Origin of the sequence: Rhizobium sp. RAF36, from assembly GCF_052114105.1 — a bacterium.
In the GTDB taxonomy this organism is placed as follows: Bacteria; Pseudomonadota; Alphaproteobacteria; order Rhizobiales; family Rhizobiaceae; genus Rhizobium.
The window spans coordinates 552,301-575,762 of the sequence record NZ_JBFREC010000004.1; the positions used below are offsets into that span (position 1 = coordinate 552,301).

General features: G+C 59.9%; 25 protein-coding genes, 1 pseudogene and 1 riboswitch. Of the genes and pseudogenes, 12 read left to right on the top strand and 14 right to left on the bottom strand.

What is annotated here, in order from left to right; genetic code table 11:
- Nucleotides 1-17: 17 nt before the first annotated feature.
- A complete protein-coding gene (locus AB4Z25_RS17835; RefSeq protein ID WP_112514834.1) occupies nucleotides 18-1,217 on the bottom strand; it encodes an ROK family transcriptional regulator in 1,200 nt (399 codons plus the stop codon).
- Nucleotides 1,218-1,422: 205 nt separating this feature from the next.
- Between AB4Z25_RS17835 and AB4Z25_RS17840 the strand changes: the two genes are divergently transcribed.
- The 4 genes from AB4Z25_RS17840 to AB4Z25_RS17855 all read left to right on the top strand — a co-directional run bounded on the left by AB4Z25_RS17840 (nucleotide 1,423) and on the right by AB4Z25_RS17855 (nucleotide 5,257).
- The gene (locus tag AB4Z25_RS17840; RefSeq protein WP_442208750.1) at nucleotides 1,423-2,730 is read left to right on the top strand and encodes an ABC transporter substrate-binding protein; all 1,308 of its coding nucleotides are present in this window, start codon (nucleotides 1,423-1,425) and stop codon (nucleotides 2,728-2,730) included.
- A 72-nt stretch (nucleotides 2,731-2,802) separates the two neighbouring features.
- Complete coding sequence (locus AB4Z25_RS17845) at nucleotides 2,803-3,741, top strand: carbohydrate ABC transporter permease (protein WP_112388405.1); 939 nt, start codon at nucleotides 2,803-2,805, stop codon at nucleotides 3,739-3,741.
- Nucleotides 3,734-4,582, top strand: a complete 849-nt coding sequence (locus tag AB4Z25_RS17850) for a carbohydrate ABC transporter permease (RefSeq protein WP_442208751.1) — start codon at nucleotides 3,734-3,736, stop codon at nucleotides 4,580-4,582. The genes AB4Z25_RS17845 and AB4Z25_RS17850 overlap by 8 nt, the downstream gene beginning before the upstream one ends.
- Nucleotides 4,583-4,648: 66 nt before the next feature.
- Nucleotides 4,649-5,257 (top strand): YdeI/OmpD-associated family protein, encoded by a 609-nt coding sequence (locus AB4Z25_RS17855; RefSeq protein ID WP_442208752.1) that lies wholly within the window; start codon nucleotides 4,649-4,651, stop codon nucleotides 5,255-5,257.
- A 3-nt stretch (nucleotides 5,258-5,260) separates the two neighbouring features.
- Here the strand turns inward: AB4Z25_RS17855 and thiD are convergent, their stop codons facing one another.
- The 9 genes from thiD to AB4Z25_RS17900 form a co-directional block, all read right to left on the bottom strand.
- Nucleotides 5,261-6,073: a bifunctional hydroxymethylpyrimidine kinase/phosphomethylpyrimidine kinase gene (gene thiD, locus AB4Z25_RS17860; RefSeq protein WP_442208753.1), complete on the bottom strand. Its 813-nt coding sequence runs from the start codon at nucleotides 6,071-6,073 to the stop codon at nucleotides 5,261-5,263.
- On the bottom strand, nucleotides 6,070-6,705 hold the full coding sequence (gene thiE, locus AB4Z25_RS17865) for a thiamine phosphate synthase (protein ID WP_442208754.1): 636 nt from the start codon (nucleotides 6,703-6,705) through the stop codon (nucleotides 6,070-6,072). The genes thiD and thiE overlap by 4 nt, the downstream gene beginning before the upstream one ends.
- The gene (gene thiM, locus AB4Z25_RS17870; protein WP_442208755.1) at nucleotides 6,702-7,505 is read right to left on the bottom strand and encodes a hydroxyethylthiazole kinase; all 804 of its coding nucleotides are present in this window, start codon (nucleotides 7,503-7,505) and stop codon (nucleotides 6,702-6,704) included. The genes thiE and thiM overlap by 4 nt, the downstream gene beginning before the upstream one ends.
- A gap of 52 nt (nucleotides 7,506-7,557) precedes the next feature.
- Nucleotides 7,558-7,654: riboswitch (TPP riboswitch) on the bottom strand.
- Nucleotides 7,655-7,695: 41 nt separating this feature from the next.
- Nucleotides 7,696-8,757 (bottom strand): ABC transporter ATP-binding protein, encoded by a 1,062-nt coding sequence (locus AB4Z25_RS17875; RefSeq protein ID WP_442208756.1) that lies wholly within the window; start codon nucleotides 8,755-8,757, stop codon nucleotides 7,696-7,698.
- A 22-nt stretch (nucleotides 8,758-8,779) separates the two neighbouring features.
- Nucleotides 8,780-9,634, bottom strand: coding sequence for a sugar phosphate isomerase/epimerase family protein (locus tag AB4Z25_RS17880; protein WP_442208757.1), 855 nt, complete (start codon nucleotides 9,632-9,634; stop codon nucleotides 8,780-8,782).
- Between the two features lie 34 nt (nucleotides 9,635-9,668).
- A complete protein-coding gene (locus tag AB4Z25_RS17885) occupies nucleotides 9,669-10,907 on the bottom strand; it encodes an ROK family transcriptional regulator (protein ID WP_442208758.1) in 1,239 nt (412 codons plus the stop codon).
- 39 nt (nucleotides 10,908-10,946) lie between these two features.
- Nucleotides 10,947-11,789 (bottom strand): carbohydrate ABC transporter permease, encoded by an 843-nt coding sequence (locus AB4Z25_RS17890; RefSeq protein ID WP_112388397.1) that lies wholly within the window; start codon nucleotides 11,787-11,789, stop codon nucleotides 10,947-10,949.
- Complete coding sequence (locus AB4Z25_RS17895; RefSeq protein ID WP_112388396.1) at nucleotides 11,786-12,715, bottom strand: carbohydrate ABC transporter permease; 930 nt, start codon at nucleotides 12,713-12,715, stop codon at nucleotides 11,786-11,788. Before AB4Z25_RS17895 ends, AB4Z25_RS17890 begins: the two co-directional genes overlap by 4 nt.
- 69 nt (nucleotides 12,716-12,784) lie before the next feature.
- The gene (locus AB4Z25_RS17900) at nucleotides 12,785-14,083 is read right to left on the bottom strand and encodes an extracellular solute-binding protein (RefSeq protein ID WP_442208759.1); all 1,299 of its coding nucleotides are present in this window, start codon (nucleotides 14,081-14,083) and stop codon (nucleotides 12,785-12,787) included.
- A gap of 276 nt (nucleotides 14,084-14,359) precedes the next feature.
- On the opposite strand from AB4Z25_RS17900, the gene AB4Z25_RS17905 reads away from it, so the two are divergent.
- Complete coding sequence (locus AB4Z25_RS17905) at nucleotides 14,360-15,406, top strand: Gfo/Idh/MocA family protein (protein WP_442208760.1); 1,047 nt, start codon at nucleotides 14,360-14,362, stop codon at nucleotides 15,404-15,406.
- A gap of 1 nt (nucleotide 15,407) precedes the next feature.
- Here the strand turns inward: AB4Z25_RS17905 and AB4Z25_RS17910 are convergent, their stop codons facing one another.
- Both AB4Z25_RS17910 and AB4Z25_RS17915 read right to left on the bottom strand, forming a co-directional pair.
- Entirely contained in the window at nucleotides 15,408-16,541 is a 1,134-nt protein-coding gene (locus AB4Z25_RS17910) for a winged helix-turn-helix transcriptional regulator (protein WP_442208761.1), read from the bottom strand.
- A gap of 233 nt (nucleotides 16,542-16,774) precedes the next feature.
- A complete protein-coding gene (locus AB4Z25_RS17915; protein ID WP_442208762.1) occupies nucleotides 16,775-17,098 on the bottom strand; it encodes a hypothetical protein in 324 nt (107 codons plus the stop codon).
- Nucleotides 17,099-17,199: 101 nt separating this feature from the next.
- On the opposite strand from AB4Z25_RS17915, the gene AB4Z25_RS17920 reads away from it, so the two are divergent.
- Nucleotides 17,200-17,391: a hypothetical protein gene (locus AB4Z25_RS17920; RefSeq protein WP_442208763.1), complete on the top strand. Its 192-nt coding sequence runs from the start codon at nucleotides 17,200-17,202 to the stop codon at nucleotides 17,389-17,391.
- A 172-nt stretch (nucleotides 17,392-17,563) separates the two neighbouring features.
- The gene (locus AB4Z25_RS17925; protein WP_442208764.1) at nucleotides 17,564-17,896 is read left to right on the top strand and encodes a hypothetical protein; all 333 of its coding nucleotides are present in this window, start codon (nucleotides 17,564-17,566) and stop codon (nucleotides 17,894-17,896) included.
- Between the two features lie 15 nt (nucleotides 17,897-17,911).
- Here AB4Z25_RS17925 and AB4Z25_RS17930 read toward each other — a convergent pair whose 3' ends face one another.
- Nucleotides 17,912-18,397, bottom strand: a complete 486-nt coding sequence (locus AB4Z25_RS17930) for a hypothetical protein (RefSeq protein WP_442208765.1) — start codon at nucleotides 18,395-18,397, stop codon at nucleotides 17,912-17,914.
- A 97-nt stretch (nucleotides 18,398-18,494) separates the two neighbouring features.
- Complete coding sequence (locus AB4Z25_RS17935; RefSeq protein ID WP_442208766.1) at nucleotides 18,495-18,890, bottom strand: hypothetical protein; 396 nt, start codon at nucleotides 18,888-18,890, stop codon at nucleotides 18,495-18,497.
- An 82-nt stretch (nucleotides 18,891-18,972) separates the two neighbouring features.
- On the opposite strand from AB4Z25_RS17935, the gene AB4Z25_RS17940 reads away from it, so the two are divergent.
- The 5 genes and pseudogenes from AB4Z25_RS17940 (at nucleotide 18,973) to AB4Z25_RS17960 (ending at nucleotide 23,268) form a co-directional block, all read left to right on the top strand.
- The gene (locus AB4Z25_RS17940; RefSeq protein ID WP_442208767.1) at nucleotides 18,973-19,569 is read left to right on the top strand and encodes a hypothetical protein; all 597 of its coding nucleotides are present in this window, start codon (nucleotides 18,973-18,975) and stop codon (nucleotides 19,567-19,569) included.
- Nucleotides 19,570-20,106: 537 nt separating this feature from the next.
- Nucleotides 20,107-20,667, top strand: a pseudogene (locus AB4Z25_RS17945) (ATP-binding protein); the annotation flags it as partial.
- Between the two features lie 242 nt (nucleotides 20,668-20,909).
- The gene (locus AB4Z25_RS17950) at nucleotides 20,910-21,611 is read left to right on the top strand and encodes a hypothetical protein (protein WP_442208790.1); all 702 of its coding nucleotides are present in this window, start codon (nucleotides 20,910-20,912) and stop codon (nucleotides 21,609-21,611) included.
- Entirely contained in the window at nucleotides 21,608-22,342 is a 735-nt protein-coding gene (locus tag AB4Z25_RS17955) for a metallophosphoesterase (protein WP_442208768.1), read from the top strand. Before AB4Z25_RS17950 ends, AB4Z25_RS17955 begins: the two co-directional genes overlap by 4 nt.
- 101 nt (nucleotides 22,343-22,443) lie before the next feature.
- A complete protein-coding gene (locus tag AB4Z25_RS17960) occupies nucleotides 22,444-23,268 on the top strand; it encodes a hypothetical protein (RefSeq protein ID WP_442208769.1) in 825 nt (274 codons plus the stop codon).
- The last annotated feature ends 194 nt before the right edge of the window (nucleotides 23,269-23,462 follow it).

Sequence of the window (23,462 nt, forward strand, 5' to 3'; positions counted from 1 at the left end):
GTATGTCTGTCTCAGCGCTACAGCGCAGGCCCCGTGGTGCTCCAGGGCGATTCATAGAGTTCGTAAAGCGCGACGGCGGCAGCACCCTGCGCCCAGAAGTCGTCGCTGGAATCGTCGAAGATGAGTTCGGTCACGCCCTTCAGCGACGGCGGGATCGCCACCGCATAGGCGTCGCGAAGGCTGTTCAGGAACGGCTCGCCGAGCGCCAGGCTGGAGCCGACGAGGATGACGCGGGGCGGCGCGAACAGGGTCACGATATTGGCGATCGTCAGCCCAACGGCCTCGCCGGCGCGAATCGCCGAGGCGATCAGCGTATTATCTTCAGCCTTGATCAGCGCCTGGGCGTGGGTCATACCGCGGCCGAGCCGGATCGCTTCGGCAAAACGGCCGTCGGCCTGTTGATCGCCGAGGATGGCGCTTTCGCCCGCCTGAGTGGAGAGGCGTACCGTGCCCTGCGGCCCCATGCCGAGCACGAGGTCGCCGAGATTGTGGCTGAGGCCGCCGGCGCCGCGGAACAGCTGGTTGCCGTGCAGCACCCCAAGGCCCAGCGTTTGTTCGAGCGAAATCAACACCATGTCTTCCAGGTCGCGCGCCTTGCCGAACCAGTGATGAGCAAGCGTGATGGCGTGCGCGTCGCTCTCGACGATCGTCGATGTGCCGAGCCGCGCCGTCATCTCGGCGGCGAAATCGACATTCACCTCGCGGAAGATCGGGCTGCTGCGCACATGGCCGGTGCGGTGCTCGATGACACCGGGGAGGCCGAGGCAGACGGTATCGACATCCTCGAGCGAGAGCCCGGCATCGACCACACAGCGGCGCACGCCGTCTTCCACGAGATCGGCGATGACGGCGATCGGCTGCCGGTCGATCCGGATCGGAAGCGTCAGCTTCGACAGCACGTCGCCGCGAAAATCGGTGACGACGAAAATCATGCGGTTGGCGGCGATCTTGGCGCCGACCACGCGGGCGGCATCCGGGTTCAGCTCCAGCATCACCCGCGGTCTGCCGCGCGCCGCTTCGTTGCGGATGTCGCCTTCGTGCCGCGGCAGGATGAGGCCGTCGTCAAGCAGCGAAGCGGTGATCGCGGAAACGGTCGTCGTCGACAGCTGGGTGCGTTCGCTGATCTCCACACGCGAGATCGGCCCGTGGCGGCGGATCGTATCCAGCACGTTCAAGCGATTGATCGCGCGCATCAACTCGGGATCTGCGGTCTTCATGAAATCTAGCCGGGCAATCGCTTGAATGGGGCCGTGGCCCAAATATTTTCGACGGGTTGCGAATTAAATAACAGGCAGTAACAGGCCTCTGTCAAGCCGGAACGGCAAAAAATTGGGCAGTTGGGTTGACATTGTGCGAAAGCTCCGTTGAATTAATCCGCATAGGGGAAAAATTGTGAGGATGGAGCCCCTGGGAGGAAAAATCATGACGTATATGCACAAGGGCTTGGCCCTTCGCGGCAAGCGCATTGCATTTCTGGCAGCCGCTGCAGGGGTTTCGCTGATACTCGGCGCCGGTGCGGCTTCGGCCAAGACTGTCGTCAAATGGCTGCATCTGGAGCTTGATCCGAAATTCGTGGCGAAATGGGAGGAGATCGTCAAGAAATACGAAGAGCAGCATCCCGATGTCGATATCCAGATGCAGTTCCTGGAAAACGAGGCCTTCAAGGCCAAGCTGCCGACGCTTCTGCAATCCGACGACGTGCCCGACTTCTTTTACAGCTGGGGCGGCGGCGTCCTGAAGCAGCAGTCCGAAACCGGCGCGCTGCAGGAGGTCACGGCCGCGCTCGATGCTGATGGCGGCAAGCTGCGCAATCAGTTCACGCCCGCTTCCGTGAACGGCATGTCCTTCGACGGCAAGGTCTGGGCCATTCCTTACAAGGTCGGCCTCGTCAGCTTCTTCTACAACAAGGAGCTGTTTGCCAAGGCCGGCGTGAAGGCTGAAGACATCAAGAGCTGGGCCAATTTCCTCGATGCCGTGAAGAAGCTGAAGGACGGCGGCGTCGTGCCGATCGCCGGTGGTGGCGGCGAGAAGTGGCCCATCCACTTCTACTGGAGCTATCTCGTCATGCGCGAAGGCGGCCAGAAGGTGTTCGATGCTGCCAAAAAGGGCGAGGGCGAAGGCTTCCTCGATCCGGCGATCATCAAGGCCGGTGACGATCTCGCCGAACTCGGCAAGCTCGAACCCTTTCAGCCAGGCTATCTCGGCGTGACCTGGCCGCAGGCGCTCGGCGTCTTCGGCGACGGCAAGGCGGCGATGATCCTCGGCTTCGAAAACACTGAAGCCAACCAGCGCAAGAATGCCGGCGACGGCAAGGGCCTGGCGCCCGAGAATATCGGCCGCTTTGCCTTCCCGACCGTCGATGGTGGCGCGGGTAAAGCTACTGATACGCTCGGCGGTCTGAACGGCTGGGTGGTCACCAAGAAGGCGTCCAAGGAGGCGATCGATTTCCTAGCCTATCTGACGAATGCGGACAACGAGCGGGAAATGGCGAAGAACGCCATGCTGCTGCCGGTCGCTGTCGGTGCCGATGACGGCGTCGTCAACCCGCTGCTCGCCGAATCCGCCAAGCAGCTCGCCGGATCCACATGGCACCAGAACTTCTTCGACCAGGATCTCGGCGCCGCCGTCGGCCGCGTCGTCAATGACGTCTCGGTCGAAATCGTCTCGGGCCAGATGAGCTCGAAGGATGGCGCCCAGCAGATCCAGGACGCGTTCGAACTGGAGCAGTGATCCACTCCGCATTCTCTTCCCGGCGCCCGCAAGGCGCCGGGACCTGATCAGGCGCATGCGAAAGCAGGACACATGGCTGACATTTCCGTTTCAACTGGCATCGGCGCGAAAGGCCTTTCCAAGAGCGCGCGAAAGAACCGCAGTTCGATCGCGCATGACCGCTGGGCCATCCTGCTGCTCTTCCTGCCGCCAGCGCTGATCCTCTTCACGCTCTTCGTCATCATGCCGATGGGCGAGGCGGCCTGGTACAGTTTCTACAAGTGGAACGGCTACGGCACGCCAACCGAATTCATCGCCTTCAAGAACTTCCAGGTGCTGTTTCGCAATGCCGCCTTCAGCCAGGCGCTGATCAACAACGGACTGATCATCATCATCTCCATCGCCATCCAGGTGCCGCTGGCGATCTGGCTGTCGACCATGCTGGCGCACCGCATACCGGGTGTCGTGACCTACAGGCTGATCTTCTTCCTGCCCTACGTCTTGGCGGATGTCGCGGCCGGTCTCATCTGGCGCTTCGTCTACGATGGCGACTATGGCCTGTTTGCCGCGACAGCCAACTTCTTCGGCTTTGCCAATCCCTATGTGCTGGCCGACAAGGACGTGGCGATCTATGCGGTGCTCGGCGTCGTCGTCTGGAAGTACTTCGGCTTCCACATGATGCTGTTCATCGCCGGCCTTCAATCCGTGGACAAGAACGTGCTCGAGGCCGCCGATATCGACGGCGCTTCCGGCTGGCAGAAATTCCGCTACATCACGCTGCCATTGCTCGGCTCGACGCTCCGCCTGTCGATCTTCTTCGCCGTCATCGGCTCCCTGCAGCTGTTTGACATGATCATGCCGCTGACCGGCGGTGGGCCATCGAACTCGACGCAGACGATGGTCACCTTCCTCTACACCTACGGCGTCATGCGCATGCAGGTCGGCCTCGGCAGCGCCGTCGGCGTCGTGCTGTTCATCATCTGCGTGACGCTCGCCTTTGGCTACAAAAGGATTTTCATGCGCAATGACTGACACGACCGACACCATTCGCATGCAAACGGGGACGAAAGTCTATCTCTACGTCTCGCTGACGCTGATCGCCGCCCTCGTGCTCATTCCGCTGCTGACAACGGCGCTTGGCGGCTTCAAGACGCTGGGGGATTTGCGCGTCAATCCGTTCGGCCTGCCGGCCGCATGGCAGTGGTCGAACTATACTGACATCCTTTTCGGCGAGCGCTACTGGCTGCAGATCTTCAATTCGCTGGTCATTGCGGTGCTGACAGTGTCGCTGACGCTGATCGTCTCGTCGATGGCGGCCTTCACCTTCGCGCATGTGCGCTTCTTCGGCTCGTCGTTCCTGCTGAATTATTTCCTGCTCGGGCTGATGTTCCCGGCCGCCACCGCCATCCTGCCGCTCTTCATCCGCATCCGCGATCTCGGGCTGCTGGATACCTATTGGGGCGTGGCGCTGCCGCAGGTGGCTTTTGGCCTTGGTATGAGCATTCTCTTGTTCAGGAACTATTTTCGCAACCTCCCGGAAGAATTGTTCCAGGCCGCGTTCGTCGATGGCTGCGGCTATCTGCGCTTCTTCTGGTACATCTCGCTGCCGCTGTCGCGGCCGATCATCGCTACGGTCAGCATCATCTCCTTCGTCGGCAGCTGGAACAGCTATATCCTGCCGCTGATCATGCTCAATTCGGAATCGAAATATCCCTGGCCGCTCGGCATCATGGTCTATCGCGGCGAGTTCGGCACCGAATGGCAGCTGGTGTTGGCCTTCATCACGCTGACAATCATGCCGACCATCATCGTTTTCTTCCTGGCCCAGAAACACATCATCGCCGGTCTGACGGCCGGAGCGGTCAAGTCCTGAGCGAGTTGAAGTTTGCGCCGTGGCCGCTACCATGGCCGGGCGCAGGCTTCATGGGGGATAAAGCGAATGGCTCCGATCGTCGTCGATCCGGACAAGGTGCATGAATTCAGCAATGCCGGGGAATTCTACGACTGGCTTTCGAAGCATCACGATCAAGAAAACGAGGTCTGGATCCGCATCTTCAAGGTGGCCTCGGGCCTGCCATCGATCACGCCCGTCGAGGCGATCGATGCCGTGCTCTGCTGGGGCTGGATCGATGCGGTGCGCAAAAGCCTCGATGAGAAGAGCTATTTGCAACGCTACACCCGGCGTACGAAGAACGGCACATGGAGTCAGATCAACGTCGACAATGTCGCCCGCCTTATCAGCGAAGGCCGGATGACTGGTCATGGTCTGCGCGAGGTCGAGGCCGCCAAGGCCGATGGCCGCTGGGACCGTGCCTATGGCAGCGGCAAGAACATGAAAATCCCCGACGATCTGCAGGCGGCGATCGATGCCGAGCCGAAGGCAAGCGAGATGCTCGCTGTCCTTAGCGAGCAGAACCGCTTCGCGCTCGCGTTCCGCATACACAATATGAAGACGCCTGCGGGCCGGGAGCGGAAGATCGCCGCTTTCGTCGAGATGCTGGCGAAAGGCGAAACGATCTATCCGCAGAACAGGAAGCCGAAGGGCTGAGTCTCAGAACTCGACCTTGTCCCACAGCGCATGAAAGTGCTGCACCGGGCCATGGCCGGAACCGACGGTCAGTTCACCGGCGGCGGCAACCGCATCGGCAAGATAGCGTTTGGCAATGCCGACCGCCGCCTCGGGCGACTTGCCTTTGGCGAGCTCTGCGGCAAGTGCGCTCGACAGCGTGCAGCCTGTGCCATGGGTATTCTTCGTCGCAACTCGGGGCGCCTCGAACCAGGTGATGTGGTCAGCGCTTGCCAGGACATCGGGGCTGTCGGCGCCACCGAGATGCCCGCCCTTGAGCAGCACCATCTTGGCACCCAGCACCAGTAGCTTGCGCGCCTGATCCTGCATCGCATCGCGGTTTTCCGCATGTTGCTCGCCCAGCAGCGCGGCAGCCTCCGGCAAGTTCGGGGTCAGCATTGTCGCGAGCGGCAGGAGACGCGTGGTCAGCGCGCCGATCGCAGCAATGTCGAGGAGGGTGGCGCCGCCCTTGGCGATCATGACGGGATCGAGCACGATGGGAATGCCGCGATGCGGCTTCAGGGCGTCGGCGACCGCCTCGGCAATCGCGGCATTGGCGATCATGCCGATCTTCACCGCATCGACGCGCACATCGGCGAAAACCATGCGGATCTGCTCGGCGACAAAGTCCGGAGAGACCGTCTGCACGGCGGAAACGCCGGTCGTGTTCTGCGCCGTCAGCGCCGTCAGGACGGCCATGCCGTAGGTTCCGCGTGCAGAGAAGGCCTTGAGATCGGCCTGGATGCCGGCGCCGCCCGAGGGGTCGGACCCGGCGATTGAGAGGACGTTGCGGATCATGAGCATGCCTTTCTGATGCTGGCTGCGATGGCTGCGGTCGCCGCCTGCGGATCGGGCTGGCCGCAGATCGCCGAGACGATCGCAAGGCCCTCGGCGCCGGTGGCAAGCACCGGGCCGACATGCTCGGTCTTCAGCCCGCCGATCGCCACGGAGCGAACCGGGCAGGCGCGGACGAGGTCTGCCAGTCCCGTCAGGCCGATCGGTTGTTTATGGTCAGGCTTCGTCGCGGTGGCAAAGACCGGGCCGATTCCGGCATAATCGACGATGGCGGGATCGACGGCTGCCGCAAGCTCAAGCGTCTCGACCGACAGGCCGAGGATCATGTCTGGCCCGATCTTGTTGCGGGCTTCAATCGCTGCGAGATCGTCCTGGCCGATATGCAGTCCGTCGGCATTGAGCGCGATCGCCGCCTCGACATCGTCGTTGACGATGAGTAGCGCGTTGCTGCCCGTGAGCACACGCTGCAAAGCCCGGCCGGTTTCGATCATTTGCCGGGTGTCCGCCATCTTGTCGCGCAGTTGCACGATGGTCGCCCCGCCGGCAACGGCCGCGCGGGTTGTCTCGACAAGCCCGTATCCGGCACAGAGATCCGGATCGAGGACGAGATAGAGGGAGAGGTCGAAGGTCTTCACGCCACGCTGATCCTTGCCGCCTGATCGAGGCCCGGACCGTCGATTGCCGCGAGCGCATCAAGGAAACGCCAGGAGAAGGAGCCGGGGCCTTTCGCTTCCAGCGCCGCCTGTTCGCCGGCGACGGCAAACATTGCCAGCGCTGCGACTGTCGCATCGAAAGTCTCCTCGGGCGCAACGGCGGCGAAGGCCCCGGTCAGGCAGGTCAGCGAGCAGCCGAGCGCGGTGATCTGCGGCATCAGGGCCGAGCCGCCGGCAATTCTGACAGCACGCGCGCCATCGGTGACGAAATCGATCGGACCGGTGACCGCAACGACAGCACCATACTGGGCGGCAATGCTGCGGGCGGCACCTTCCGCCTGCTCGACGGGGTCGCGGCTGTCGACGCCCTGGCCACGGCTTTCGCTGCCGGCAAGCGCGATGATCTCCGAAGCATTGCCGCGGATGATCGTTGGGTTGAGGTCGAGGAGCACGGCCGTCGTTTCGCGGCGAAAACCAGTGGCGTAGTGGGCGACCGGATCGAGAACCCAGGGCTTTCCGTTGCGGGCAGCCGCCTTCGCCGCCTGCTTCATGCCATTGACCCATGCAGGCGACAGTGTGCCGATGTTGATCGTCAGCGCCCCTGATATCGCCGCGAACTCACCGGCTTCCTCCTCTGCATGCACCATGGCAGGCGAGGCGCCCGCCGCCAGCACGACATTGGCAGCGATGTTCATCGCGACGTAGTTGGTGATGCAGTGAACAAGTGGTGGCGCGGCGCGCAGCGCGGTCAGCAATTGTCTGGGTGATCTCGAAGTCGTCATCTTGCGTCCCTTTTGGAGCGGGGCAAGACGCGGGAGGCCGGGCAATCGCTGCGGAGGGCCTCGAGCGACTCCCTCCGCCAGCATTATCTGGTTCAGGTTCGAAGGGTACTTCTCAGCCCGCCTTTCGGCGAACGCCCCTGTCTCTCAACACAGCCGTCTTCGCAAATTATCGGCGGCTTGTCACGCCCTATCAGTTGAGCCGGGCCTCGCCGCTGACGATACGCTGCTCGCCTTCATCGAAGAGATGAACGGCATCATGAATGGGCGCGACCTTCAAGACATCGCCGGGCACCGCCCTGATCCGCTCGCGGAAGACGCAGCTGATGGTCTGCGTGCCAAGTCTGGCGATGACGAGCGTTTCCGACCCCGTCGGCTCGACGACGACGGTGGTGATCTCGATGCCATCGGGGTCGAGCCGGAGATGTTCAGGGCGGATGCCGTAGGTTACCGCATCGCCCGGACGGCGGTCGCTTGGGAGGATAATGCCGTCTTCGGTGCGGAAACCCACATCCGTCATGCTGCCCTTGATGAAGTTCATGGCGGGCGAGCCTATGAAGCCCGCGACGAACAGGTTGTTGGGCCGGTCGTAGAGATCGAGCGGAGAACCGGACTGCTCGATGCGGCCGTCCTTCATGACGACGATCTTGTCGGCCATGGTCATGGCCTCGATCTGGTCGTGGGTGACGTAGATCGTCGTCGTCTGCAGCCGCTGGTGCAGCTCCTTGATCTCCGAGCGCATCTGGACGCGCAGCTTGGCGTCGAGATTGGAGAGCGGCTCGTCGAAGAGGAAGACGGCGGGGTCGCGGACGATTGCCCGGCCCATGGCAACGCGCTGGCGCTGGCCGCCGGAGAGCTGTTTCGGGTAGCGCTCCAGCAGGCTCTCCAGCCCGAGGATCTTGGCGGCATTGCCGACACGCTTGTCGATCTCTTCGCGCGGCATGCGCTTCAGCCGCAGCGAGAAGCCCATGTTTTTGGCGACGGTCATATGCGGATAGAGCGCATAGTTCTGGAACACCATGGCGATGTCCCGGTCCTTTGGTGCAAGCTCGTTGACGATGTGCTTGCCGATCTGGATTTCACCCCCGGTGATGCCTTCGAGCCCGGCGATCATCCTGAGCAGCGTCGACTTCCCGCAACCGGACGGGCCGACGAGGACGACGAATTCGCCGTCGCGGATATCGACGGAGACGCCCTTGATGGCCTTGAACGCGCCGTAGTCCTTGCGTGCATTATTGACTGAAACATGAGCCATTATCGTCCTCCCCAGGCTGCGATCAGAGCTTGTTCAAGGTGTTTCTGAGATAGCTGAGCCCAACGCGCTCGCCCTCCTTGCGGGCCTCCAGGTCCTTGCCCGGCCAGCCGTAGGCGGCATCCTCATGCTCGATCGAGATCGTGCCGTCGAAACCGTAGCTCACGGCCTGTCGCAGGAATTTCGTCCAGTCGAGCAGGCCGAGGCCGGGCAGCTTGTATTGCCACCAGCCCTTGCCGTGATAGCCGACGGCCTGCTGTACGGCGGGATCGATCGCGGTGTCCTTGGCATGGAGGATGGCAATGCGGTCCTTGACGTCCTCGAGCGCCTGATAGGGATCTACGCCGATGCGCAGGAAGTGCGAGGGGTCGAATTCCAGCCCGAAGCGGCGGTCTGGAATGCGCTTGAACAGCTCCTCGTAGCCCTTCGGCGTCGTGCCGACGAAATTGTCCTTCGGTCCCGGCCAGTTTTCGATCGCAAAAATGAGTCCGCTTGTCGCCGTCTCGGCGATCAGGCCGTTGGTATAGGCTGCGAAGTCGTCGTAATTGGCCTCGTCGCTGCCTTCATCGTTTCGTCCCGGGAAGATCACCAAGATTGGCACACCAGCCTCGCCGATCGCTTGGGCGAACTCCGAGGTGCGCGAGCGCAGATCCTTGCGCTTGGCATTGTCGGCGTCGAGCTGGTTGCCGAAATAGGTGATGGAGGAGACGAAGAGGCCGCGCTCGCGGGCCAGCGCCACGGCAGAGCGGACCTTGTCGGGCGTCTTGATATGTCCGCCGACATCGATCTCGATGGCATCGAAACCGGCGGAAGCGGCGAAGTCGACCACTTCTTCCAGCGGCCGGTCGTTGAACGTCGACGTATAGAAACCGATCTTCATCAAAATCCTCCCATGCGCCGCCGCGGCGGCTGTTCTAGTTGTTCAGGCGATCCATGTATTTCAGGGGTGAGCGGGTGCGTTGAACCTCGTCCGCCGATGCCAGCATCAGTGCTGCCGCCATTGGCATGGCCGCAGCACCGATCGCCGAAGCATCGTCGCCGAGCGAGGCGCGGTGAAGCGACGGCAGGGCGGCGTCGGCCGCATCGAGATGTTCATGCACATAGCGCAGCAGTTCGTCGATCATGCGGATCGGCAGCCGCCCGCCGACCAGGATGGCGTCGGGATCGATGATCATGCCGATATGCCGGACCGCCACGGCAAGATGCGCGCTCATCTCCCGCAGCCATTGCGAGACCAGCCGTTTGCCGCGCGTATCGAGCGTCAGCAGATCCTGCGGCACGCTGACCTTGATGCCGTGTTCGGCCAAAAATTCGTAGAGGCAGAACAGGGAAAAGATCTCGCCGAGCAGCCGTACCTTCTGCGCGCGCTCGTCCTTGCCATCGGCAATCGGCAGCCAGCCGATTTCGCCGCTGAGGCCCATGGCGCCGCGGTGGCCATTGCCATCCAGCACCAGTCCGCCGCCGGGGCAGGCATTTATGGCGATGTAGAGGAAGCTGCGGCTTTCGGCGCCGAGCCCATAGTCGAGTTCGGCCAGTGCCGCGGCATTGGTTTCGTTCTCGATGAAGACGGGGTGCTGCGTCAGGCCTTCAATCGCGGTGCGCACGTCGAATTCCAGCCATTCGGAATAATCGGAAGGCTTGCCTGGAAACGAAATCTCGCCCAGCCAATCGGGCATGGCTAGCCCGATACCGGCGAGATGTGCGTCGTCGATCAGGCGGCTGCGCTGAAAATGTGATATCGCGTCGGCCGACAGCTGCATGAATTCGGCAGGCAGAATGTAGCGCTTTTCGTGATGCACGCGGGCACGCACATTGCCGACCGCGTCGACGGCAAGGATGGTCAGGTGATCGCGGTCGATATTGATGCCGATGGCGAAGAACGCGTCCGGATTGATCTCGAGCTCGATGGCGGGCTGTCCGCGCAAACCGTGGCGGCGCCGAGCCTCGATGATCAGGCCCTCGTCCAGCAGCCGGTCGACGATGCGGGCGATGGCCGGCTTGGTGAAGCCGGTCTGTCTTGCAATCTCCGCCCGCGAAATCGGGGCCTGCCGGTGGATGCAGCGCAGCACGACGGCGCGGTTATGCTCGCCTGCATCTTCGACATTGGCCCCGCTGAGATCGGGGGAGAGCTTGACGCCCGCGGTCTGGTTCATGGTCGCGATCCTTCATCTTCCATCGGCATCAGACCGGCCTCATCCCTTGACTGCGCCGCTGGTCATCGCGCCGAGGATCAGTCTCTGGAGCGACAGGAAGGCCACGATCGCCGGTACGACGGAGATCAGGCAGGCGGCGGCAAGCAGCTGGATCGACGAGTCGGTCTGCATGCCGCGGAAGTTAAAGATACCGACGCCGATCGGCATCAGATTGTTTTGGGTCAGCAGCAGAAAAGGCACGAGGAACTGCGACCATCCGGCAATGACGGTGATGATGAAGACCGAAGCGATGCCCGGCGCCGAGAGCGGCAGGACGATCCGCCAGAACACCGAGAAGCGATTGCATCCATCGATCATCGCCGCCTCGTCAAGACTGCGCGGGATGCTATCGACTGTGCTCTTCAACAGCCAGGTCGCCAGCGGCACCCCGAGCGCGATATAGACCATGACGACGGCAAAATGCGTGTCGAGCAGGCCGAGCTTGTTCATGTAGCGGTAGAGCGGCACCATGATCACAAGCGGCGAGATCATCTGGAAGAGCAGAAGCCCCATCATCGACAGGCCCTTGCCGCGAAAGTGGAAGCGCGAGAAGGCATAGGCCGCGGGCAGCGCCACGATCAACACCCCGAGGCCGCTGAGGGCGGCCAGCTTCAGGCCGTTCCACAGGTAAAGGGGGAAGTAGCTGTTGTTGAGAACGGCGACGAAGTTTTCCATCGTCGGATTGTGCGGGATGTAGCGGGCGACGCCGCGATAGATCTCGCGCCGGTCGCGCATCGCCATCGACAGCAGATAGGAGAGGGGGCCGGCGAAGAAAACGAACATCGCCAGCATGAACAGATAGCTCAGAAAATCGCCGAACCGCGTGCCGGTGCGCCCGCTCATTGCTCTTCCTCCTTGGGCAGGAACGACGCATAGACGAAGGCGAGCCCGAGGCTGATGATCAGCATCAGCACGGAGAGAACGCTGCCGCCCGACAGGTCGTAATTTCTGAAGACTATATTGAAGACGTAAAGCGAGATCACTTCCGTCGCACGGCCGGGACCGCCACCTGTCAGCGTGATGATCGCGTCGAAGGTATTGAGCGTCATGATGGTGATCAGGATCATGTTGACCAGGATCGCGGCGCGCAGCTGAGGAATGGTAACGAAGAAGAACTGCTGCGATCCGGTTGCGCCATCCACTTCCGCCGCCTCGTAGAGCGACGGGTCGATCGCCTTCAGTGCCGCGTACATGACGACCATCGAGAAGGCGGCACCGCGCCATATGTTGGATATCAGTGCCGACCAAGGGGCGATCGACGGATCCGAGAGCCAGGCGACGGCAGGCAGGTGCATCATTCTCAGGATGCTGTTCAGTGCGCCATAAGGCGCTTCGGAAAACAGCATCTGCCAGATGATGCCGCCGGCGATACCCGGGACTACCCAGGCGACAAGCGCCGTGGTGCGCAGGATCGTCGTGCCGAACAGGCCGCGCTTTTCGCCTCGAACGACGACGACCGCGACGGCAAGTCCGAGGATCTGCTGGCCGATAACGCTGCCGCCGACGAAGATCAGCGTTGCCCACAGGATATCAGGCAGCTGCGGCGAGCTCAGCGCATTGGAGATCGAGCCGAGCGTATAATCCTGATTGTCGCCGATCAGCGTGGCGTTGGTGAACGACAGGCGGAACACGTCGATGACGGGGTAAAGATAGAAGATGCCTATGACGATGATCACGGGCATGATCCAGGGCAAGGGTGCCCCGGCGAAACGGCGCATGAACGATCTGCTGTGAGGCGGGCTGACGGCCTCGATGGCGATAGGGCTCATTGGGCTTCTCTGTCCGGGTTTGGGAATGCCGGCGGCGCCCATTTTCGGGCGCCGCCACGATCACAATCTCTAGAGACGCTTGTAAGCCTCCATCGTCGCATTGAACGCGCCGTCCAGTGCTTCTTCCGGCTTCTTGGTGCCGGAGAGGACGTCACCCATCATGATCTGGATCTGGTTGGAGATCTCAGGATAGATCGGTGCACCCGGCCGCGCCTGACCGTTCACCAGGGCGTCGGCGAAGGTCTTGTTGGCTTCGGTCGAGAAGACATCATACTTCGTGAACAGCGACTTGCGCGTAGGAAGCTGCTGCTGCAGAGCGTTTGCCGGGCCCATATAGACCTCGCGGGCAAGGTTGGCGCACATCTCGACCTTGTCCTTGTCCTTGGCGAATGATGCGATCGTCCAGCCACCGGTGCCGATCGAACGCTGGTCGGCGGTCGGGCCGGGGATCGGCGAGAAGGTCCAGTTCTTGAACTCGTCGTCGTCGAGCGTGGCCTTCAGCTGTGCATATTGCCAGTTGCCGCCGATGAAGAGGGCGGTGGTTCCGGCTGCAGCCGCCGCGTTCAGGTCGTCATAGTTACCGATCGTCGTCACGCGCTTCGGTGCGGCACCTGAATCGACGAGGTCTTTGTAATAGTTGAGCGCCTTGAGGAACTTCTCCTTGTTTTCGCCTTCACCAAAGATCGGCTTGCCTGTGTCGTCGACCAGTTTGCCGCCGAGTGCCCAATAGTTGGCGAGCCAGTCGAAGGTCGAGCCCTCATAACGGCCGGCGTTGAAGAGGATGCCTTCCATACCTTCGCCGACAGATGTGATGCCGGCCTTTTTCAGGTCGTCCCAGGTCTGGGGCGCATCAGCGACGATCGACTTGTTGCGGTAGAGAACGCGCAGGTCGGTATCCCACCACCAGGCGCGGACGCTCTTGTCCTTGTCGGTGATGCCCTCGCGGATGAAGGGGAAGAGGTCGTCCACTTCTTCCTTCGAGAAGTATGGCGTGAAATCCGCCAGCACATGGTTGACCATGAACTGCGAGAGCACGAAGGAATCGACCGCGGCGCAATCCGGCGCGTTGCCGGCCTTGGCCTGCTCGAGCATCTTGGCCTGTTCGGTACCGATATCGGCCGACATGAACTGCATCTGCAGCTTCCAGTCGGGATGCTTCTTGATGAAATCGACGAAGAGTTTCTGGTAGCCTTCGGCGATCTTTGCGTCGGCATTGTTGGGACTGTCGTTTGTCAGGCGAACGACAAGGGACTTCGGTGCATCGGCAAGGCCGATCCTGTCCTTCGTCGCCAGTTCTTGGGCAAATGCGGCAGGCACTGAAAATAACATTGTGCTCAGCGCCAATGCGCCGACGAACGCTCTCTTCATGATGGGTCTCCTCCCCATTTTCAACGGATACAGCCTGGTGGTCAGTTGACCTCTCCTCAATTCCATGCTGCATTAATTAGATTAAGTTACTTTGATTTGATGTCAAGCCGCACTTGGGAGGAATGAGATGCTGGCGACATTCAACACAAGTTAGGCGGGTTAAAACCGCTATTTCCATGAGATCAAGCAGGCGTCTTGCGGCATCGCAACACGCAAAGGATGTGTTTTGCCCGGCTGCCGCTGCGGTGGTCGAACCTGAAATCTATGGAGGATAAGATGCGATTACTCATTCTCGGCACTGGCGGAATGGCGAACCAGCACGCTGCGCGGTTCAAGGAGATCGAAGGGGTCAGCGTCGTCGGCGGTGTCGATGTCGTGCCCGAGCGGCTGGCGGCTTTTTGCGCCGAACACGGCATAGCCAAGCAGTTCAGCACGCTTGAGGAGGCGTTGGCCTGGGGCGAATTCGATGCTGTCGCCAATGTCACCCCTGACCGGATCCATCATCCGACGACGCTACAGGCGATCGCCGCCGGCAAGCATGTGTTCTGCGAAAAACCGCTCGCAACGGATGCCACCAAGGCGATGCAAATGACCGAAGCGATCGAGAAATCGGGCAAGGTCGGTATGGTGAATTTCACCTACCGCAATTCGCCGGCCCTCCAGAAGGGAAGGCAGATGGTGCTGGCTGGCGAGATCGGCGCTGTCAGGCATGTCGAGGCCTCGCATCTGCAGAGCTGGCTGGTCGGCCGCCACTGGGGCGACTGGAAGAGCGAGAGCAAATGGCTGTGGCGGCTTAGCAAGAAGCACGGCTCGAACGGCGCGCTCGGCGATATCGGCATCCACATCGTCGATTTCGCCTCTTACGGTTCGGGGCTCGACGTCGCCCATGTCTTCGCCAGGTTGAAGACCTTCAACAAGGCGCCCGGCGACAAGATCGGCGAATATGATCTCGACGCCAATGACAGCTTCACGATGAATGTCGATTTCACCTCAGGGGCGATCGGCACCATCCAGGCGACGCGAACGGCGGCGGGGCAGATGGACCAGCTTCGTCTGCGGGTCTATGGTGAGACCGGCTCGATCGAGATGGTCTATGACACCGGAAAATCGACGCTGCGGGCCTGCCTTGGCGAGGATGTGCACACAGCGACCTGGCGCGATATCGGCTTCGATCCCGTCGAGACCAACTACCAGCGTTTCGTGCAGGCGGTGCGTGCCGGGAAGACGCAGGAGCCGTCGTTCCGGCGGGCGGCCAATATCCAGAAGGTTCTGGACAAGGCGTTGGCTTCCGATCTCAGCCATAGCGACGAAGCGCTGGCATAGATCAGGCCGAAACCGGCGGCAGCAGGGTGTTGAGGAACGGCAGCAATGCCGCGCCGAGCGCAATGCCGCCGCCGCTGAAGCTGGCCGGTTTCATCGGCGAGATCCACGGCGTCAGGAACGGGCGCTTCGAGGTATCGCGGCGTTCGACCGACAGCTGATGGATCAGCGCCTCGATGGTAGCCCGCGGCAGATCGCTGCCGATCATGATGACGCTCGGGGCGACGAAACCGGCGATCGCGATGATCGGGTCGAGCAGATGGCTTGCGGCATCGCGGATCCACTGAGCGAGTTCGGGCGGGGAGGTCTCGCCATCCTCAAGAACGCGTGCAAATGTCTCGCTGCCGACAGCGGCGCGCAGTGCGCCGAACCCGGCCACGCTGTTCAGCCTGACATTGTCGGGACCGGTCAGCATTTCGCCAATGCCGCCCGCCCTGCCATGAACGCCGGAATAGGGCGCGCCGCGGACGAGGAAGCCGGCCTGGACATCCTCATCGAGAATGATCATCGCGAGGCCGCCCACTGTTGCCGGGCTGCCGATCGTGCGCTCGGCCAGCAGGCTGGCGGTACATTCGTTTTCGACCTCGGGCTTCGGAAGTCCGGAGAGCGCAGCAAGCGCCTCGTTCTGCTCGTCCGTCCAGATATTTGAGCCGATGCCTGCACCGATGATCGGCAAGGCCGCATGGCGGTCCATCATTTCCTTGATGGCGCTGTGGACGGACGTCACGATGGCAGCTGGATCAGGCTGGAAATAGGCGCGGTCATGCACCTGGCCGCTGAGATCGATCAGCACGGCTTCGCAGCGGCGTTCGCGGATCCTGACGCCGATCGAAAAGGCCCCACCCGGGCGCAATGCGAATTCGGCAGCGGCCGCCCCGCCGCCCGCGCCATTGCGCCGGTTCGAGGTCACGAGGCCCTCCTCGCCGAGGCGGCGAAGGATGTTGGTGATCCCCGGGCCGGTCAGTCCGGAGTGCTGGCCAAGCTCCATCCGCGTCAGCGGCCCATGTCGGCGGATCGCCTCCAGGATGACGCGGATATTCCGGTCGGCGATTTCTCCGGATCGCAAACCAACCGTTTTGCCGCGCGCAACGCCCGGTTCCTGGGTCTGACGCCGCGGCCCTGATCGAAGATACCGCATGACCGTCTTTCTTGAGCACTGTCTTGCTTGTGTATCACGGCCGAATGTCGACGCCCCTAACTAATTTCCATTTATAAGAAATAAGTCATTGATTTTGCTAGAGCGCAGGCCGCAACTTTCCAAGCAAGATTCCAAATGTTCCGTAACTCGCTTTCCGAAGAACGCGATTCCCAGCACACAAAAACAAAAAAAGCCCGACAAAGTCGAGCTTTTTTGAACGAACACGGAAGTAGTTAAGTGGACATAGCCTTTTCGATATCCTGCCGACGATAGACGCAGCTGATATTTCTGAAGGTCCGAACGACGGGCTGGACGCCCCTTTCCGTTAGAGCCTCGACGAGCAATTTCGGGCTGGCCAGGCCAAACTCCGCCGCGGCATCGGTTGCGGAGATGTAGTGCTTCTTGAACTCAATGAGCTCGGAGATATGTGCGCGACGGGCGTGGCGTGTCGTGTTTTTGCGCCGACGGCCCCCCTTCAACAAGCCGATCCTGAAGAGCTCTTCAACTGCGGACACCGTCATGTGCAGGACCGTCACGATAGCTTGGGGATCAACCATCCCCGGACCGCCCTGATTACAGCCCCACGTCGGATGATGCGCGGCTTTCGCGACCTCTTGGTCTGTGATAAGGAAACTTCAAAGAAATCGCCGTTGGAAGAATGACGCATAAAGACACCCTCCAGATTGACGCTGACAACAAGGATCTTGTCGATTTCCTTGAGAGGCTTCGCGATGCCGGAGAGCTTCGCGTTCAGTTGAATGGTGATTTCTTCCGAGTTTCTTTAACAAAAGAGACTTCAGCAAAAGGCCGTCGTTTCCTTATGGAAGGCGGCGTCCTCGACGACGAATAGATTTCGTCTTTCTTAGATCGTCGCTTGCGGCCGACAGCTGCTGCAACCAGAATTTTCATATCGCATTCGTCATCAGGCATGGACGACATCGCGTTCGCGACATGACTGGCAACGCGCAAGTTTGAGTCTTATTTAATGTGCCGGCGATCGACGCGGCTTCAGCAGGAATGAAATGAAAAAACAGCAGATTAGTGCGATCACTCCAGAAGACATTCGCAACGACACGGCTTACTGCCTGGACATGGCTATCTTTCATAGCAAGGGTTCGCTCAAGAAGCCGCTGAAATCGCTTTTGAAGGTCGCGCTGCATAGATTGGGCGTCGTCTATTCCGTCGATGCTGCGACCGGAAAGTGGAATGCGAGCGCAAAAATCCGCGGGACCGGTCGTTCGCTGAAGGTGCCGGCAACGTGGCATGACACCAAGGAGCAAGCCGAAGACGAGTTCTTCATAGCGGTGACCAAAACACTGCCGCCAAAGGTCCTGGCGGCGTTTTCCAGGGTTTGACGCTGCCATATCTAGCTACCAGGGTATTGCGTCATCGGCTGCCAACTTCGCGATGTTATCTTTGCGGTCAATGCGTTCGATTGCTTCGATGAACGAGTTTGACAGATAAGTCTGCTGGTATCCGACATCCCGCATCGCGTAGTTCACGAGAACACGGCGCAAAGAATCCCGGTGCTCTTCAATTGTTGCCAAAAGCCAGCCTACAGTGTCGCCTGCCGAAAACTGGTAAAGGTAGTGCGGCCCGTCCAGGCTGTTCCCCTGAATCCATTGGTCGATGCCGCAACGTTCTATCTGCACACCCGCGCTCGACAGCGCGAGTGACCACTCGTCTATCGGCTGTGTTTCGTCGACCGTTGCATTTTCGGTAAGCCAATCAATAACTTGCTGGACATCGTTGTCAGCGGCATCGTAAACGTGGTCAAGCGCTTTGTGGATGAAGTCGCTGCTCTTCCAGAAAGCGAAAGGCTCGGCGGTTTGGCTAACAGTCGTGGTAGTGGACATCTATTCAAACGATAACGCGGTAAGAATATGGAAACCGCGCTCTGTCGATTTGTAAAGCCACAAAATGCGGTCTCGACCGCGTTTCGTGAGATGACCTCTAAATACCTGGGAAAATTACAGGCTCGTCATCTGGTGATAACTGAGTGAGTTCGTCAAATTCCCACTCGAGGCCTTCGTCACAAACGAACAGGACTTTTCCGTTGCGATGACGGGTTTCCTGCGTGTCCCAATGAATTTCAGTTCCACCCTCGTAGACAGGTGTACCAGTCACGGGATCGATGTCGGATATCCGGGCAGTTGCGAGTATGGTCTCGGCGGTGCCGACGATGGGGGAGCCGTTTGGAGAATAGTACTTCATGATAGGGGGTCTCAAGGCGATATACATATTATGATGTGCTTCGTTCATCGGCGGCAACAGCTCACGCAAACGACGAACCTGATGTTTGAATACGCCGTTGACAGACGCTCTACTGTTCTGTATCTGTTCTCGCATGACCAAACTTGCTCGCACCCTCATACGAATAGCTCACTGACTTCCCGCAAGGGGTTACGTCACTGTGTCTATTCGAGGGTTCATGATGAGCATCCTTTCTACGCGCTCTGATGCGCAGTCAAATCCCATCCAAGTTCTCTACCCGCTCAGTACGATCAAGTGCGTCGGGCCGGTGTTATTCCGAGATCAATTAGCACGCGACATCGCATGCATCCTGGACGTCGATGACGGCGTTCTGTCCTGGTCTTGTCAGTCACAAGCCCTGTCGAAAGGGCATCAAACACACCGACCGGACTTCATTGTACGGCGTGCCGAAAGAACATTTTTGGTAGATGCCTATCGCGAAGAAGGTTTGCCAAGATGGGCAGGCGCTAGCGCCACCAAGGAAGGCATCGCATATGAGGTCATCGATCGTTCGGCGTTGCCGCCTATTCGCCTGAAGAACGCCAAGGATCTATTGCGCTACGCCCGCCATGAAGCGGCCTTGGCCGATCGCATCAGATTGTTGGCGGCGCTGGACGAATTCTCAAGTCTTCCGGTTTCCGAAGCGCTGTTAGCCTTCCGTGAGACAAAGCCGGTGGCTGGATTGGCGTCGATGGTCCTTCATGGCTTTGTTTCCATGGATCTCGACGAACGGCTTATCGGGCCGGAGACGATAGTTCGTCGTCCACGCGACTAAGCCTCCCCGAAAATTCCAAAGTTTTTAACGCTGCCCCTGAGCAGTGGAGGAAGAGCTATGCCTGTTGGCACCCTCAGTGAAAAGATCAGATCTTCAGTCAAGCACTACGTATTTTACCTCACGTTCGAGCGAGCGCTCGAAAAGCGGCCGGTATTTAGGGACGGGGGCGGGGGCATCATTGCGCTAAGCGTGCCGACCGGGCGCAAGGCTGAAGACTATAAGACATGCGCAGTGGCGTACCTGTTCGGCGACATCGACCGAAGTGGCTGGGAAAATCTTGGGTACGCGTTGGTTAGTGCAAGCGACAAGCCTGAGCGCGTGAAAGCAGAGTTCGCCGAGAAATGTGTGAACAAGAAACGGGCAATCGTTCTCACCGAAGTCAAGTCGCTGCCAGCCATCGTTTCGGTCGCGCTGGACGAGGTGATCGACATCGACCCAATCAGAGCGGAAGACCTTCGTGAGGCGTGCTCGCAAGTCCTGAAATTCAAGATCTCCGCCAAGCAGGCAAAACACTTAATGAAGTTCCCATGGGAGCTCATGCTTACGGCCCTTCGACGGGCTAGCTCGGCCGCCGACGCCATCCGGCGGCTAGAGACCGTTTCCCCCGATGCTTCAGAAAGGCGGCCGCTCGTAGAACGAACTCTCCGCCTCGATGAACTTCATGGATACGGTTTGGCGAAAGAGTGGGGCGAGCAGCTCGCGAAAGACTTGGAGGCATGGAGAACCGGCCAGCTGAAATGGTCCGATGTTGATCGCGGACTTCTCCTCAGCGGACCGCCAGGTGTAGGGAAAACCATTTTCGCCAGGGCTCTTGCCGGTTTCTGTGGCGTCAACTTTGTTGCAACGTCGGTTGTCCAATGGCAGGCCAAAGGTCATCTTGGTGATTTGCTGAAGGCTATGCGTTCCGACTTTGCGTTGGCCATCGAAATGGCGCCTACAATTCTTCTGCTCGACGAGCTCGACTCGATCGGAAATAGAGAGACCTTCTCAGGCGAATACGCTTCTTATTCGATCCAGATCGTGAACGCATTGTTGGAGGCATTGGACGGATCGGCCAATCGTGACGGTTTAGTCGTGATCGGCGCCACAAACTTCCCGGATAAGATTGATGCAGCGGTTCGTCGGCCTGGAAGACTGGACCGGCACGTTGCCATCGGGATGCCGAGTGAAGCCGACCGGCTAGCAATCGTCGGCCAGATGTTGGGGGATGATGTGCCGTCGGACATCCAATTCCTGGGACCAGCGACGGAAGGGATGGCTGGGGCAGATCTAGCCCGAATGGTTCGAGACGCAAGAAAGCTGGCCAGACGTCAGATCGCTCTCTACTGCTTTCCGACCTCATGTCAGGACTTCCGCCTCTTGTCCCAGTCGAAGGTGTTTTCCGTCATAGAGTGGCAATCCACGAGGTGGGCCACGCCATTGTCGGAAACGCTGTTGAGATTGGAGATTTCGATGGCCTCTCGATCTCCAGGCAGGTCAATCCGCGGTTCGCTGTGCAGTCGGGCGGAGAGGCCCGCTTCTTTACGCCCGCGCTCATGGTGCGCAATGTTCAGCGGCTTCTCGACGAAATCTGCTTCTGCCTTGGAGGCGTTGCCGCCGAGCGAGTTGTATTCGGGAGCCACGGAAATGGTGCCGGCATCGGCCCCACCAGTGACCTTGCTGTCGCTACAAATGTCGCGTTGCAGCTGGAAACGGAATTTGGGATGGGCACTCGACTTCACCATTTTAGTTCTGAGGCGTGGCACGCTTTCGGTCCTCCTAGTTCTTCGTGGCCTATGTCACGCGTGGAGAAAATCCTCCGGCAAGAGCTCGCCCGAGCGGAGCAAATCGTAGCCGGAAGCCGTGCCGCACTTCTAGCTGTTGCCAAAGAGCTGGAAGAGGCTGGTTCCATTGCGGCCCCTCGGTTCAAGGAGCTGTGCGCCGCGGTCGGCAATATCGCACCAGCTGTCGGGATTAAGCGAGGAACGCGAAGTAGCCCGCCAGACCAACCTGATCGTGGCGAAAACGCTGCATCTGACGCCCAACTGGAGGTTCGGCAATGAAGGCGTGGATCGTTAGTGACCTTCACACAGCTCGGACGGACCTGTTGCACGGCCGGAAGCTGATCATCCCGCGGGCGGATATCTGCATTTGCGCCGGCGACATCTCTAACAGTATCGAACGTTCTATCGATTTCCTGCATGCAGAGATCGCTCCTTACATGCCAGTCGTCGTCGTCCTTGGAAATCATGACTACTATGGTTCATCAATCGACAGCGCTTTGGACTATGCGCGGAAATGGACGGCCGGAACCAACGTCCACGTCCTCGAAAATGAGACGTACTTCAAAGGTGACCTGCGTGTCATCGGGGCGACGTTGTGGACAGATTTTGAGATCGAAGATCACGACTTTGGCTATCTGCCGGTAAAGGAGCGCCGTGAGTTGGCTAGTCGTGATTGCATGCGATACCTGCTGGACTTTCGATTTATCTTGCGTTCCAGGGAACGGCCTGGAGACAAGAGCGCTCTGATCTCGCCGCAAGAGATGATGTCGCGTCATTGGGAGAGCCGGAGTTTTATCAACGGCGAACTCGTCAGGCCATTCGATGGCACCACTCTCGTGCTTACCCATCATGCTATCTCGCGAAGATCTCTTGACCCTCGCTTCAAGGGGCAGGTGTCGAATGCGGCCTTTGCGTCCGAGCTAGGCGCTATGATCCGTTTGAGGCGGCCCCACTTTTGGGTGCACGGCCACGTTCACACGCCTCACCGATTATTTCGAGGGAGAGACTAGGGTCTTATGCAATCCGCAAGGCTATGCGGGAGAGGCGAACACGAGCGGTTTTCGACCTGGTTACGTTGTTGAGACGTCAGTGACGGAAGGTGGAGATAGCGATGACTAGTGCGACGATTAATCTGCGAACTGAGTGGGACAACGGCGCACCCACCTACGTGGTTACATTCACGGGCGCATCTGCCCAACAGATCGACGATGCGAGGGGGCTTGCCGATCGAGAAGGCTTCGTGGTGGAAGACAGCACATGGCACCCAGTCGGCGACGCGAGGCTCTATAAGCTCTTCGAAGGCGTTCGCAAACTTGGATTCGAGTTCAAATTTGAACCAGAGGACGGCGGGCCGTTTAACTTGCAACGCCTCCGGTTGGATCCGAATACGAGAGAGCGCTTGGAGAGGACGGAGGATTTTAGGTTGGATAAGTTGGCTGGGTATTGCCCTGTCCAAGCGGAAGGGGAGTTCGACAAAGTCCATTTCTACTTCCGCGCTCGTGGTTGCTATTGGAGGTTCGAAGCAGGAGGCAACGAAAGCGGCACCAAAGGGGCCAGATGGTGGGTCGAGGAATATTGGCCCGGCGATACGGGTTTCGAGGCTGGCTATATGAACGATGAGGATGCGATCACGTGCATCCTAAAGGCGGTTGAGATCTACCGGACCTCTGATCGAAGCCGATTCCAAAGAGGCCACCCCGACTACGAGAGAACCACCCTAGAGGGCTGGTCGGTTGGCGCCTTGAGCCTACCTCGCGTCCTCAAGCGCCTCGCCATCTCGGGAGAGGAGGCACTTGATAGGCTAAAAGCTTATGGGATTGAAGTTCCCTACTTGGCGGACTTGGAGCTGAAAGCATTGAATAGGGACCCGAAAACGCTCCTGATGGCGGACGAGATCCGGGCGATTTTGACTGATTCAGCTGGCGAGGAAGACTGATGGTAGGGTTCCTGAGACGGCAGGAATTCAGGAAAAGTGCCAAAGTGTGTTTCGGCGTGGAATATTGACCCCCCTGGCGGGGTGACCGGCGTCCAATTTTGACCCCCCACCTGTTTCGTCTGACCATCCGTCTTTTGCTGACGGATGGAGGGGGAGTTGAAGCGAGTGGATACGATTGCGCGTGTTCGTCGAGC

Coding starts and splice junctions, on each gene's coding strand:
- AB4Z25_RS17955 (WP_442208768.1), top strand. CDS start 21,608: ATGAAGGCGTGGATCGTTAGTGACCTTCACACAGCTCGGACGGACCTG.
- thiM (WP_442208755.1), bottom strand. CDS start 7,505: ATGACGACTTCGAGATCACCCAGACAATTGCTGACCGCGCTGCGCGCC.
- AB4Z25_RS17885 (WP_442208758.1), bottom strand. CDS start 10,907: ATGAACCAGACCGCGGGCGTCAAGCTCTCCCCCGATCTCAGCGGGGCC.
- AB4Z25_RS17835 (WP_112514834.1), bottom strand. CDS start 1,217: ATGAAGACCGCAGATCCCGAGTTGATGCGCGCGATCAATCGCTTGAAC.
- AB4Z25_RS17920 (WP_442208763.1), top strand. CDS start 17,200: ATGACGCATAAAGACACCCTCCAGATTGACGCTGACAACAAGGATCTT.
- AB4Z25_RS17910 (WP_442208761.1), bottom strand. CDS start 16,541: ATGCGGTATCTTCGATCAGGGCCGCGGCGTCAGACCCAGGAACCGGGC.
- thiD (WP_442208753.1), bottom strand. CDS start 6,073: ATGATCCGCAACGTCCTCTCAATCGCCGGGTCCGACCCCTCGGGCGGC.
- AB4Z25_RS17905 (WP_442208760.1), top strand. CDS start 14,360: ATGCGATTACTCATTCTCGGCACTGGCGGAATGGCGAACCAGCACGCT.
- AB4Z25_RS17880 (WP_442208757.1), bottom strand. CDS start 9,634: ATGAAGATCGGTTTCTATACGTCGACGTTCAACGACCGGCCGCTGGAA.
- AB4Z25_RS17850 (WP_442208751.1), top strand. CDS start 3,734: ATGACTGACACGACCGACACCATTCGCATGCAAACGGGGACGAAAGTC.
- AB4Z25_RS17925 (WP_442208764.1), top strand. CDS start 17,564: ATGAAAAAACAGCAGATTAGTGCGATCACTCCAGAAGACATTCGCAAC.
- AB4Z25_RS17900 (WP_442208759.1), bottom strand. CDS start 14,083: ATGAAGAGAGCGTTCGTCGGCGCATTGGCGCTGAGCACAATGTTATTT.
- AB4Z25_RS17915 (WP_442208762.1), bottom strand. CDS start 17,098: ATGGTTGATCCCCAAGCTATCGTGACGGTCCTGCACATGACGGTGTCC.
- AB4Z25_RS17875 (WP_442208756.1), bottom strand. CDS start 8,757: ATGGCTCATGTTTCAGTCAATAATGCACGCAAGGACTACGGCGCGTTC.
- AB4Z25_RS17890 (WP_112388397.1), bottom strand. CDS start 11,789: ATGAGCGGGCGCACCGGCACGCGGTTCGGCGATTTTCTGAGCTATCTG.
- AB4Z25_RS17840 (WP_442208750.1), top strand. CDS start 1,423: ATGACGTATATGCACAAGGGCTTGGCCCTTCGCGGCAAGCGCATTGCA.
- AB4Z25_RS17845 (WP_112388405.1), top strand. CDS start 2,803: ATGGCTGACATTTCCGTTTCAACTGGCATCGGCGCGAAAGGCCTTTCC.
- AB4Z25_RS17960 (WP_442208769.1), top strand. CDS start 22,444: ATGACTAGTGCGACGATTAATCTGCGAACTGAGTGGGACAACGGCGCA.
- AB4Z25_RS17935 (WP_442208766.1), bottom strand. CDS start 18,890: ATGCGAGAACAGATACAGAACAGTAGAGCGTCTGTCAACGGCGTATTC.
- AB4Z25_RS17855 (WP_442208752.1), top strand. CDS start 4,649: ATGGCTCCGATCGTCGTCGATCCGGACAAGGTGCATGAATTCAGCAAT.
- AB4Z25_RS17940 (WP_442208767.1), top strand. CDS start 18,973: ATGATGAGCATCCTTTCTACGCGCTCTGATGCGCAGTCAAATCCCATC.
- AB4Z25_RS17930 (WP_442208765.1), bottom strand. CDS start 18,397: ATGTCCACTACCACGACTGTTAGCCAAACCGCCGAGCCTTTCGCTTTC.
- AB4Z25_RS17950 (WP_442208790.1), top strand. CDS start 20,910: ATGTCAGGACTTCCGCCTCTTGTCCCAGTCGAAGGTGTTTTCCGTCAT.
- AB4Z25_RS17895 (WP_112388396.1), bottom strand. CDS start 12,715: ATGAGCCCTATCGCCATCGAGGCCGTCAGCCCGCCTCACAGCAGATCG.